The organism is Nioella sp. (genome assembly GCF_964229645.1).
Taxonomy (GTDB): Bacteria; Pseudomonadota; Alphaproteobacteria; order Rhodobacterales; family Rhodobacteraceae; genus Nioella.
The window spans coordinates 1-10,625 of the sequence record NZ_CAXREX010000222.1; the positions used below are offsets into that span (position 1 = coordinate 1).

At 68.5% G+C, this 10,625-nt stretch carries 12 protein-coding genes, 1 pseudogene and 1 riboswitch; of the genes and pseudogenes, 10 read left to right on the top strand and 3 right to left on the bottom strand.

All coding sequences use genetic code 11. The annotated features are described in order from the left end of the window. From ACEQXV_RS14995 to ACEQXV_RS15040, 10 genes and pseudogenes are all read left to right on the top strand, one after another. A pseudogene (locus ACEQXV_RS14995) lies at positions 1-568 on the top strand (cobyrinic acid a,c-diamide synthase); the annotation flags it as partial. A 1-nt stretch (position 569) separates the two neighbouring features. Beyond that, on the top strand, positions 570-1,295 hold the full coding sequence (gene cobA, locus ACEQXV_RS15000) for a uroporphyrinogen-III C-methyltransferase (RefSeq protein WP_370251283.1): 726 nt from the start codon (positions 570-572) through the stop codon (positions 1,293-1,295). Then, on the top strand, positions 1,288-1,611 hold the full coding sequence (locus ACEQXV_RS15005) for a DUF1636 family protein (protein ID WP_370251282.1): 324 nt from the start codon (positions 1,288-1,290) through the stop codon (positions 1,609-1,611). The genes cobA and ACEQXV_RS15005 overlap by 8 nt, the downstream gene beginning before the upstream one ends. 80 nt (positions 1,612-1,691) lie before the next feature. Next, a riboswitch (cobalamin riboswitch) is annotated at positions 1,692-1,923 on the top strand. Between the two features lie 36 nt (positions 1,924-1,959). Continuing rightward, positions 1,960-2,130, top strand: coding sequence for a CbtB domain-containing protein (locus ACEQXV_RS15010; RefSeq protein WP_370251281.1), 171 nt, complete (start codon positions 1,960-1,962; stop codon positions 2,128-2,130). 22 nt (positions 2,131-2,152) lie between these two features. Next, entirely contained in the window at positions 2,153-2,863 is a 711-nt protein-coding gene (locus ACEQXV_RS15015) for a CbtA family protein (RefSeq protein WP_370251280.1), read from the top strand. Between the two features lie 61 nt (positions 2,864-2,924). Beyond that, positions 2,925-3,677 carry a precorrin-6A synthase (deacetylating) gene (cobF, locus tag ACEQXV_RS15020; RefSeq protein ID WP_370251279.1) on the top strand — a complete coding sequence of 251 codons (753 nt, stop codon included), beginning with the start codon at positions 2,925-2,927 and terminating at the stop codon, positions 3,675-3,677. 115 nt (positions 3,678-3,792) lie between these two features. Next, on the top strand, positions 3,793-4,515 hold the full coding sequence (locus tag ACEQXV_RS15025; RefSeq protein WP_370251278.1) for an aspartate/glutamate racemase family protein: 723 nt from the start codon (positions 3,793-3,795) through the stop codon (positions 4,513-4,515). 97 nt (positions 4,516-4,612) lie between these two features. Then, positions 4,613-5,983: an MmgE/PrpD family protein gene (locus ACEQXV_RS15030; RefSeq protein WP_370269839.1), complete on the top strand. Its 1,371-nt coding sequence runs from the start codon at positions 4,613-4,615 to the stop codon at positions 5,981-5,983. 9 nt (positions 5,984-5,992) lie between these two features. Continuing rightward, positions 5,993-6,901 (top strand): dihydrodipicolinate synthase family protein, encoded by a 909-nt coding sequence (locus ACEQXV_RS15035; RefSeq protein WP_370269840.1) that lies wholly within the window; start codon positions 5,993-5,995, stop codon positions 6,899-6,901. Further along, a complete protein-coding gene (locus ACEQXV_RS15040) occupies positions 6,898-7,863 on the top strand; it encodes a D-2-hydroxyacid dehydrogenase (RefSeq protein WP_370269841.1) in 966 nt (321 codons plus the stop codon). Before ACEQXV_RS15035 ends, ACEQXV_RS15040 begins: the two co-directional genes overlap by 4 nt. Before the next feature lie 51 nt (positions 7,864-7,914). Here ACEQXV_RS15040 and ACEQXV_RS15045 read toward each other — a convergent pair whose 3' ends face one another. The 3 genes from ACEQXV_RS15045 to ACEQXV_RS15055 form a co-directional block, all read right to left on the bottom strand. After that, positions 7,915-8,652, bottom strand: a complete 738-nt coding sequence (locus tag ACEQXV_RS15045; RefSeq protein ID WP_370251727.1) for an Asp/Glu racemase — start codon at positions 8,650-8,652, stop codon at positions 7,915-7,917. Next, on the bottom strand, positions 8,649-9,719 hold the full coding sequence (locus tag ACEQXV_RS15050) for a histidinol-phosphate transaminase (protein ID WP_370269842.1): 1,071 nt from the start codon (positions 9,717-9,719) through the stop codon (positions 8,649-8,651). The genes ACEQXV_RS15045 and ACEQXV_RS15050 overlap by 4 nt, the downstream gene beginning before the upstream one ends. Further along, a partial coding sequence (locus tag ACEQXV_RS15055) for a hydantoinase B/oxoprolinase family protein (protein ID WP_370269843.1) occupies positions 9,716-10,625 on the bottom strand: 910 nt, incomplete at its 5' end. The genes ACEQXV_RS15055 and ACEQXV_RS15050, both read right to left, overlap by 4 nt.

The following is a 10,625-nucleotide window of genomic DNA, read 5'->3' on the forward strand; positions in this document are numbered from 1 at the left end:
GGCCCGCGACGGGGCGTTTTCCTTCGTCTACCCGCATCAACTGGATGGATGGCGGCGCGCGGGGGCCGAGATCCTGCCCTTCTCTCCGCTCAATGACGAGGCCCCCGACGACAGCGCCGATACCTGCTGGCTGCCCGGCGGTTACCCGGAACTGCACGCGGGCGAACTGGCTGCTGCCGCAAGTTTCCGCACCGGGCTGCAAAGCTTCGCACGCACCCGGCCAGTGCATGGCGAATGCGGCGGTTACATGGCCATGGGCACGGCGCTGATCGACAAGGACGGCACCCGTCACGAGATGGCGGGGCTTCTGGGTCTCGTGACTTCCTACGAGAAGCGCAGGATGCATCTGGGCTACCGCCTGGCAACGTTGCATGCCGACATGCCCGGCCACATGGCAGGCGCACGGCTGCGCGGGCACGAATTCCATTACTCCAGCATCCTCGACCAGCCCGACGCCCCGCTGGCAGAGGTGGTCGATGCAGGTGGCGCGGCAGTGCCGGAAACCGGGTCACGTCGGGGCAAGGCCACCGGCACCTTCTTTCACCTGATCGCGGAGGCCACGCGGTAGCATGACCGGTTTCGTCAGTTTCGTCTCCTCCGGCCCCGGCGACCCCGAGCTTCTGACCCTGAAGGCGGTCGACCGGCTGGCCCGCGCCGACGCGGTCCTGTTCGACGATCTCAGTTCCGGCCCGATCCTGACCCATGCACGCGAGGGCGCCGACCTGATCGGCGTCGGCAAGCGGGCGGGCCGCCCCTCGCCCAAGCAGGATCACGTCAGCCGCCTTCTGGTCGACTACGCCAGGACCGGGCAGCGGATCGTGCGGCTGAAATCGGGCGACTCCGGCATCTTCGGGCGGCTCGAGGAAGAAATCACCGCGCTGCGCGCGGAGGGCATTCCTTACGAGATCATTCCCGGCGTGACCGCGGCCTCTGCCGCCGCGGCTGCGGCGGGCATTCCGCTCACCCGTCGACTGACCGCGCGCCGGGTGCAGTTCGTCACCGGCCATGACGTGACCGGAGCGCTTCCCGAGGGGCTCGACCTTGCCGCGCTGGCCGATCCCGGTGCCACCACGGTCGTCTACATGGGCAAGCGCACCTTCGCCGCGCTGGTGGAGCGCCTGGTCGCCACCGGCCTTCCCGCCGACACGCCCGCGCTGTTCGCCGAGAGCGTATCGACCGAGAACCAGCGCCTGACCCGCTCTACGGTGACGACGCTCGCGGCCGAGCTGCTGGCCTCCGACAGCAAGCTTCCGGGGCTGATCCTTTATGGGCCGCTGGCCGATGGCGATGTCTGAGATCACGCTCACGGTCTGCGCCAGTTGCGCGCTTGGCCAGTCGGGCTTTGCCGAGCGGCTGCGCGCCGCCCTGCCCGATGCGCCCCGCGCCACGGTCAGAACCGTCGAGTGCATGTCGGGCTGCCCCCGCCCCTCGACACTGGCCGTACGCGCGCCCGGCAAGACCGCCTACCTCTTCGGCGACCTGACCGAGGCGGACCTGCCCCTGATCCTTGCCTTCGTGCCGCTATATGCCGACTCGCCCGACGGCACTTTCGCCGATGCCCGCGTGATCGGCGATCTCCGGCTCAAGGCCATCGCCCGCATTCCCGGCTGAGGCCGCAAATCCCGGCCCCGATGGTCGCTTTCCGACCGAACTGCGCGTGTTTTGCACATTGACCCGAAAGCCTCCCGAATTGCATAGTGAAGACCTGTGGTGCCCCAAGGATGCAAAGCATCGGGGCTGAAACGGGAACGGGGAAAGGGCGGACCAAGTTGCGGCGCCCCAGGCCCCGACCGCCCCCGCGACTGTGAGCGGCGAGCGGCCTTTCAAGAACCCACTGTCGGGTGCGTCTGCACGTGATGGGAAGGGGAAAGGCTCGGCTGTGACCCGCGAGTCAGGAGACCGGCCACAGGGGAACGAAACCAAAGCTGCCGTCGGGTGTGACGGCAAGGAGAAAGAAACATGTCGCAACTGATTGCCGCCGGCTCTGCCTCGCAGTCCAAGGTCCTCAGCATCCTCTTCGTCGCGCTTCTGGGCGCGGGCGTCCTGTTCCTGGCAGGCCATGCACAGTCCGCTGTGCTGCACGACGCCGCCCACGACATGCGCCACGCGACGGGCTTCCCCTGCCACTAAGGCAGCGGCCCGACACGATCCCATGATGATGCGTATGCTGGCCGGCGGGTTGATCGCCGGCTTTGCAGCAGGGCTGGTTGCAGCCGTGCTGCATTTCGCGTTCGTGCAGGAGATCATCCTGCACGCTGAACTCTATGAATCCGGCGAGCTGGTTCATTTCGGGGAACCCATGGATCACGGTGCAGGGGCTGGCCATGACGATCATGGCGGGCATGGGGACGGGGCGGACAGCCCGGCCTTCACCCGCAATGCGCTGACCGTGCTGTTCACCGGGCTCATCTATGCCGCCTATGGCCTGATCCTCGTGGCGGGCTACCAGGTGGCCGGGCTCTTTGGCCGCACGATCACCCCGCAAGAGGGTGTGTTGTGGGGCATCGCGGGCTTTGCCGCGTTCCAGCTCGCGCCCGCCATGGGCCTTGCACCGGAACTGCCGGGGGCCGTTGGGGCCGACATCACCCTGCGCCAGATCTGGTGGCTGGGCACGGTGGTGGCGACGGCGGGCGGCCTTGCGCTGATCGGCTATGGCCGCAGCTGGCTGACCGCGATCGGCGGTGTCGTCCTGATGGCGCTGCCGCATGTGATCGGCGCGCCGGTGCTGGACGAGTTCTTCGGCTATGCCCCGCCCGAACTGGCCGCCGAGTTCTCGGCCCGGGTCCTGGGCGTGGCGCTGGCGGTCTGGGCGCTCCTGGGCTGGCTCACGGCCAAGCTGGCCCCGCCCGAACCCGACGCCTGATCGGCTGGACAACCCCCATGCCCTCCGGATACCTCCGGGGGGCATTTTCACGAGGCACCCCATGATCTCGCTCGACCTTATCGGCATCGGCACCGGCAACCCGGCTCACCTGACGCTTCAGGCTATCGAGCGGATCAATGCCGCCGACCTGGTCCTGATCCCCACCAAGGGCGCGGACAAGGACGACCTTGCCGGGCTGCGCCGCCAGATCTGCGCGCAGGTCCTGACCAACCCGAAAACGCAGGTGGCCGAGTTCGCCCTGCCCGTGCGCGACCCCGCGATCACCGACTACCGCGCGCGGGTGGATGCCTGGCATGACGCGATCGCGGGGATCTGGGCCGACACGATCCGCGCCAACCTGGGCGACGGGGCCCGTGTGGCCTTCCTCGTCTGGGGCGACCCTTCGCTCTACGATTCCACGCTGAGGATCGCGGACCGGGTGGCAGCCCTGCTGCCGCTCAAGGTCCGCGTTACCCCCGGCATCACCTCGATCCAGGCGCTGACGGCGGCCCACGCGATCCCGCTCAACCAGATCAACGGCCCCGTGGTGGTGACGACAGGCCGCCAGATCCGCGACAACGGCTTTCCTCCCGGCACCGATACCGCCGTTGTCATGCTGGATGGAGAGCTGAGCTTCCGGCATCTCGACCCGGAGGGACTTCACATCTGGTGGACAGGCTACGCCGGGATGGAGAACGAGATTTCCCTCTCAGGTCCGGTCGCCTCGGTGACCGAAGCGATCGCGGAGGCACGCGCCTCCGCCCGTGCCGCACATGGCTGGATCATGGATATCTACCTGCTGCGGCGCGTGTGATCCTCAGAACAGTGCCATGAGACATCCGGACCGTTCGGCAGCCCGGCGGGCAAGGCTGGACGCTGCCGGATGTCCCGCGCTAGGCTTGGGCGGTCAACGCCCCGGAGCCACCGCCATGCCCCTTGCCCCCGCCGCCAAGACAACTCGACTTTTGGGCAGGATGCGCCGGATCGGCATCCTTGGCGGAATGGGGCCCGAGGCCACGATCCTGATGCAGCAAAGGCTCTTGAACGCGGTTCCGGCGCAGGACGATTCCGACCACATCCCCCTGCTGATCGACATGAACCCGCAGGTGCCGTCGCGCATTGCGCATCTCGTCGAAGGCACGGGCGGGGACCCGGGCCCGGTTCTGGCCGCGATGGCCCGGCGGCTGGAAGCGGGAGGGGCAGAGGCCCTTGCCATGCCGTGCAGCGCCGCCCATGCCTATGCCGCAAGCATCACGTCAGCGGTGAACATCCCGTTTCTGGACATGGTGCGCCTTTCGGCGGAACGGGCCGGGCCGGGCAAGGTGGGCCTCCTTGCCTCTCCCATCACCCGCATCACCGGTGTCTTCGACACGGCGCTTGCCGATGTCGGCGCAACCCCGGTCCGGCTGCGCGATGATGCGCCGCTTCTGCATGCGCTGCGCATCCTCAAGGCCAACGGGGCAACGCTGGAGGCCCGCAACATCCTGCGCGCGGCCTCAGAGGAGTTGCTGGCCATGGGTGCCGAGACGCAGCTTGTGGGCAGTGCGGAGTTTTCGCTCATCGCGGATGCCGCCAGCGCCGAGGCGCGCGTGATCGACGCATTGGATGTTCTGGTCGGCGCGGTGGTGGCCTTTGCCACCGGCAAAGGCTGATTGCGACCAATCGGGGCCCTTCCGCGTCGCCGCCCGGCAACCGGTGGCGGACCGCCCGCCGCTACGCTGGAGCCAAGACACCCCAGGAGCGCGCGCCATGTCCATCGCCATTCCGACCCCTTCCAACAGTTTTACCCGCCTTGCCGATTTCGCCCTGCGCAGCGGCCCGGAGGACATCCCCGCCAGCACGATGGAGCGCGCGGCGCTTCTCTTGCTCGACACGCTCGGCATCTGCGCGGCCTCCGCCCCGATGGAGGCAGGCGGCATCGCGCGCGACACGGCGCTGGCGCTATACGGCACCGCCGACCCGGCCATGTCGGCGCCGATGCTGTTCGACGGCCGCCCCGCCAGCCGTGCCGGCGCGGCTTTCGCGGCGGCCACGCAGACCGACAACCTGGATGGTCATGACGGCTACAACCCCACCAAGGGCCATATCGGCGTTGCAGTTGCGCCCGCTCTCTCGGTCCTGGCGCAGCACCTGCCGGGGCTGACGGGCCGCGAGGCGCTGGCGGCGCTCGTGGTGGGCTACGAGGTGGCGGGCCGCGCGGGCACGGCGCTTCATGCCACGGTCAGCGACTACCACACCTCAGGCGCGTGGAACGCGCTTGGGGTCGTGGCATTGGCCGCGCGCCTGCGGGGCCTGACGGATGGCCAGCTGCGCCATGCGCTCGGCATCGCCGAATACCATGGGCCGCGCAGCCAGATGATGCGCGAGATCGCCAACCCCACGATGCTGCATGACGGGTCTGGCATGGGGGCGCTGGTGGGGCTGTCGTCGGTCATCATGGCCGAGAAGGGCTTTACCGGTGCCCCTGCAATCACGCTGGAAGCGCCCGAGGCGGAAAGCCACTGGGCGGATCTCTGCAAGGTCTGGCAGACCGAGTTGCAATACGTGAAGCCCTACCCGATCTGCCGGTGGGCACATGCCCCTATCGACGGGGCGAAACTGCTGCGCGCGCGGCACGGGATCGACCACGAAAAGATCGCCCGCATCACGATCCGCAGCTTCGCCGAGTCGATCGCGCTTTACCCCGGCATGCCCGACCACTCGGCACGGGCGCAATACGCGCTGGCTTTCCCGGTCGCCTGGATGCTGGTGAACGGCCATATCGGGCTCGCCCAGATTTCCGGCGAGGGGCTGGCCGACCCTCGCGTCGCGCGCCTTGTCGCGCTGACCGAAGGTGTCGTCGATGCTCGCCACCAGGCAAGGTTCCCGGCGCAGGGCAGATGGGCTGATATCGAGATCGAGATGCAGGACGGATCGGTCTATGAATCGGGCGACCTCAATGCCTCGGGCGGCCCCGATGCGCCCTTCGATGCCGCCACGATCTGCGGCAAGTACATGTCCTTCGCCGCCCCGGTCCTGGGCGAGGCGCGCGCCGGAGCGCTGCGGGACGCGGTGCTTGCACTTCCCCGGACAGATGCGCTTTTCTCGGACGTGAACACGCTGATCACCCCTGCCCCTTGAAGGATTGCCATGACCCGGCCCACCGGCATCATCTGCCCGCTTCTGACGCCGTTCGAAACAGACGGCACCATTGCCCGCGACCTGTGGACGTCCCATGCCAAGTGGGTGCTCGACCAGGGCGCGCATTACCTCTCGCCCTTCGGCACCACCGGAGAGGCTCTCTCGGTCGGGATGGCGGCCCGGATGGAGGCGCTGGACTGGCTGATCGACGCGGGCATTCCCGCCGATCGGCTGATGCCCGGCACCGGGCTGACGGCGCTGCCCGATACGCTGACCCTGTCGCGCCATGCCGTCTCGGCGGGCTGCGCTGGCATCATGGTGTTGCCCTCGTTCTTCTACGGGGCAGTCGGGGACGCGGGGCAAGCGCGCTATTTCAGCGAGTTGATCGACGGGATCGGTGACGCGCGCACGCGGATCATTCTCTATTCCATTCCGCAAAATTCCGGCGTGCCCGTCAGCCCCGCGCTGACCGCCCGCCTCTACGCCGCCTATCCGGACGCCGTGGTGGCCTACAAGGACAGTTCGGGCGACTGGTCCAACACGCAGGCCGTCATCGGAGCCGCGCCCGCCGTGTCGGTTTTTCCGGGCTCCGAAAACTTCCTGTCGCAGGGGCTGGTCGCGGGTGGAGCGGGCTGCATCTCGGCCACGGTGAACCTCAACGCCGCCGCGATCCGGGCGGTCTACGATGGCATGACCGGGGGTCAGGACATGACGGCGGAGGATGCCGCGATTAAGGATTTCCGCGCCAAGGTGCAGAAGGCGGGACTGATCGGCGGCATGAAGGCTTTGATGGCCGTCACCTCGGGCGATCCGCGCTGGCTGTCCCTCGCGCCCCCGCATCTGAACGCCACGATGGCCGAAGGCGAGGCGTTGCAAGTCGAGCTTGGTGCGGCGGCCGCGCATCTGGTCAGATCATGAAGCATCCAACGGTCATCCTGCACACCAATGCCCCGGACGAGGCAGTGACGATCGTCGCAGAGCAGCACCCGGACTTGCCCCTGCACGGCTGCGACAGTTACGAGGCGCTGCCGGGCCTGATTGCTGAAACCGGGGCCGAGGTGATCTACTCGGTGCGTTTCCAGGGGGGGCCGGGCTATCCCGCTGCCGCCGCGCTGTCTCCGCCGGTCAGATGGCTGTCGGTCGGCGGCTCTGGCGTCGATCATCTCGGGGCCTGGGATCCGCAGGCCGTCACTGTGACGAATGCGGCGGGCGTAGCCGCCGATATGATGGCCGAATACGCGCTTGGCACGGCGCTCAGTTTCACCCTCGACCTAGCCCGCTACCGCCGCGACCAGGCTGCGAGGGCCTGGGACCCGGACGCGGGGGTCGAGCCGCTGGAGGGCAAGACCTGCCTCATCCTTGGGCTGGGAAAGACGGGACATGCGGTGGCGCGCCGGATGAAGGCAATGGGGCTTCACGTGATCGGCGTGCGTGCCCGGCCCAAACCCACCGCAAACTGTGACGAGGTGCACGGGATGGCGGCGCTGCCCGATCTGTGGGCACGGGCGGATGTGCTGGTGATCTGCGTGCCGCTTTTGCCCTCGACGCGCGGGATCGTGGATGGGGCGGCTTTCGCTGCCATGAAACCCACGGCGATCCTTGTCGATGTCTCGCGCGGTGGCGTGATCGAGGAGGCACCGCTGCTGGAGGCATTGCAGACAGGGCGTATCCGGGGGGGCGCACGCGATGTCTACGCGCAGGAGCCCCTGCCGCCAGAAAGCCCGTTCTGGGACCTGCCCAACCTCATCCTCACGCCCCATTCCTCTGCCGTCTATGACGGGTGGGCGGCCAGGTCGGTGCGCATGTTCGCCGAGAACCTGGGCCGCTACCGCCGGGGTGAGCCGCTGTCCAACATCGTGGATCCGACCCGGGGCTATTGACGGGCCGCGGGCGGACGCGGGTGGGTGGGCGGGGCGTCTGCCCGCGGCCCGCTAGAGCCGGTCGAACAGGCGTCCGGGCAGGCCCGCATGGCGCGGCAGGCCAAGCGCGCGCATCAGGCCAAAGATCATCGCCTGGTTGGAACTGACCACGGGCTTGCCGGTCGCCTGCTCGATCCGCTCGATGACCTCGACAGAGCGCATGTCCGTACAGCTCAGCACGATGGCCTCCACCCCCGGCCCATCCGCCCGAAGCGCAAGTTCCATCACCTCCGAAGGCGTCAGTTCCCCCTGCCCGTAATTGCCCAGTTCCCGCCCGATATCGGCGCGGAGCACGGTCTCTATCCCCATCTCGGCCAGAAACGCGACCGCCTGGTCGTTGATCTCGCCCAGGTAAGGCGACGAGAAGCCAACCCGCGCCACGCCAAGCGCCTGGATCGCCCCCGCCAGCGCCCCCGCCGCCGTCAGGCTGACCGCCCCCGACAGCGCCTTGATCCGCGCGGCAAGGTCGCGATCGAACGCGGTGCCATGGGTCAGCGTCGCCGAGGTGCAGCCGTAAAGCACGGCAGCAGGCCGGACCCCGGACAGAAGCCGCAGCGTTTCCGAGATATCCGAAGCCCCAAGTCCCGCCATCTGCTCACTTCCGGGGATCTCGTCCACGTCATACCCGCCCATCCGGGCGAAATGCATCGTGCATCCGGGCGGGCACATCGCAACCATGTCGGGTTCCAGGTTGGTGTTGGTGAAGGGCACCAGCACCCCGATCTTGGGGCCGGAACGCGGGTCGGTCATGGGATGTCCTTTCCAAAGGGGGCGATGATGCGGGCCGCCCGGCGCATGGCCTCGGCCGCTCCAATGGTGGCGCGCAGGGCGTGGGGCAGGCCGTAGCCCCCCATGCCCCGCAGCAAGAGCCCTCCGCTTCGCAAGGCCCGGTCGGCGGCGCGGGCGACCTCTTCCGACGCAAAGGGGATCAGCACGAAATTCGTGCTTGGCTCGGGGACGCTGAACCCTGCCAAGCGCAGATCGGCCACAAACTCGGTCCGGATCGCCGCCGTTCTGGCGACAATCCCTTGCATATGGGCGCGGTCTCGCATGGCGGCGGCGGCCATCGCCTGGCTTGCGCCGGAGACGTTGTTGGGATTGAGAAGCTTGCGCATCTCGCCCCCGACCGTCTCGGGGAAAAGGCCCCACCCCACCCGCGCCGAGGCCAGCGCATAGGCCTTGGAAAACGTGCGCAGCACGACCGTATCGCCCCGCGCCACAAGGTCGAAGACCGGGGTGGGGTCTTGCGGATCGAACTCTCCATAGGCCTGGTCGACGACCAGAAGCACATCCGCAGGCAGGCCCGCGCGCAGGCGCAGCAGTTCGGCATTGGGGAGCGCGGTTCCCGTGGGATTACCGGGATTGCAGACGAAAACCAGCTTGGTGCGCCTCGTAATGGCCGCAAGCAGCAGGTCCACGTCGACGCGCAAATTCGGCTCCGGCACGGTGACGTATGACGCCCCTGCCTGTTGACTGGCGATGGCCGTGAACAGGTAGCCATGCGCCGTGCCCAACACCTCGTCGCCCGGCCCCGCAAAGGCCCGGATCAGCGCCCCGATCAGTTCCATCGAGCCTGCGCCGCAGAGGATGCGCTCGCGCGGCTGACCGTGCATTTCGGCAATCGCCTGGCGCAGGGCGTGCCAGTCAGGATCGGGATAAAGCGCCGCGCTGGCCAGCGCCGCCTGCCCGGCTTCCAGTGCCCTTGGCGAGGGGCCGAAGGCACTTTCGTTCTGGGCCAGTGACACCATCCCGGCCTCCCCCAGGTCGGCCAGTGCATAGGGGGCCATCGCGGCCACGGCGGCGACGGGGCGGATCATGGTTGCCCCCGGTAGCGCGCCGCGCCCTCGGCTGTCACCAGCCCGGCCGCCAGGTCGGCAGCCAGCCTGTCAGGGTCGCGCCCTTCGGGCGGCCCGTAGCCGCCGCCCCCCGGTGTCTCGAAGATCAGCCGTTCCCCCGGCCCAATCCGCAATTCGCACTTGCCGGGAATATCCTCGGCCCGCCCGGCCACACGGATACGGCCCGGCGCGCCCGCAAGACCGCCCTCGCGGCCCCTGGCGGCGTTTTTCACCCGTTCGACGGAGAGGAACACGAGGAAGGCTTCCCCGATGGCCGAGCTCATCTCGATGCGCTGCCCCAGCCCACCACGCCATGTTCCCGCGCCGCCGCTGGCGGGGCGCAGTTCGCGCTGCCACAGGATCACCGGGGCAACCGCCTCGGGGATTTCCCCCTGACTGCCGAACACCCCCGCGGGATAGGCCGTGGCCGAGAGCCCGTCCGAGACCGCCCGCGCCCCGGTGCCGCCATTATGGACCAGTTCCACCGCGAACTGCCGGCCGCCTGTGCGGGCTGCCTCGGGCGCGTGGCGCAGGGGCAGGTCATACATGCAGGACGCGCCCTCGGCAGGCACCTGACCCGGCATGGCCTGCGCCAGACACCCAAGCACGAGGTCGGGCGTCATCTGCCCAAGCGTGTGGCGCATGGCTACCGGCGCGGGGCGTTGTGCGTTCAGGATGCAGCCCGGCGGGCCGGACACCGTGAAAGGCGCCAGCGAGCCTGCATTGTTCGGGATGTCCGGGCCGATAAGGCAGCGCAGGGCGAAGACCGAATAGGCTGTTGCGTAATTCAGGGGCACGTTGATGCCTTTTGCCGAACAGCCCGAGGTGCCGGCGAAATCGAGATGCAGGCCCTCTGGGCTGACCGTCAGCGCCGCGTGAAGCTCCAGT

What these genes read in the sequence shown, in the direction of transcription:
- ACEQXV_RS15010 (WP_370251281.1), top strand. Translation starts at nt 1,960, where the DNA reads ATGTCGCAACTGATTGCCGCCGGCTCTGCCTCGCAGTCCAAGGTCCTC.
- ACEQXV_RS15045 (WP_370251727.1), bottom strand. Translation starts at nt 8,652, where the DNA reads ATGACCGACCCGCGTTCCGGCCCCAAGATCGGGGTGCTGGTGCCCTTC.
- cobF (WP_370251279.1), top strand. Translation starts at nt 2,925, where the DNA reads ATGATCTCGCTCGACCTTATCGGCATCGGCACCGGCAACCCGGCTCAC.
- ACEQXV_RS15040 (WP_370269841.1), top strand. Translation starts at nt 6,898, where the DNA reads ATGAAGCATCCAACGGTCATCCTGCACACCAATGCCCCGGACGAGGCA.
- cobA (WP_370251283.1), top strand. Translation starts at nt 570, where the DNA reads ATGACCGGTTTCGTCAGTTTCGTCTCCTCCGGCCCCGGCGACCCCGAG.
- ACEQXV_RS15005 (WP_370251282.1), top strand. Translation starts at nt 1,288, where the DNA reads ATGTCTGAGATCACGCTCACGGTCTGCGCCAGTTGCGCGCTTGGCCAG.
- ACEQXV_RS15030 (WP_370269839.1), top strand. Translation starts at nt 4,613, where the DNA reads ATGTCCATCGCCATTCCGACCCCTTCCAACAGTTTTACCCGCCTTGCC.
- ACEQXV_RS15050 (WP_370269842.1), bottom strand. Translation starts at nt 9,719, where the DNA reads ATGATCCGCCCCGTCGCCGCCGTGGCCGCGATGGCCCCCTATGCACTG.
- ACEQXV_RS15035 (WP_370269840.1), top strand. Translation starts at nt 5,993, where the DNA reads ATGACCCGGCCCACCGGCATCATCTGCCCGCTTCTGACGCCGTTCGAA.
- ACEQXV_RS15025 (WP_370251278.1), top strand. Translation starts at nt 3,793, where the DNA reads ATGCCCCTTGCCCCCGCCGCCAAGACAACTCGACTTTTGGGCAGGATG.
- ACEQXV_RS15015 (WP_370251280.1), top strand. Translation starts at nt 2,153, where the DNA reads ATGATGATGCGTATGCTGGCCGGCGGGTTGATCGCCGGCTTTGCAGCA.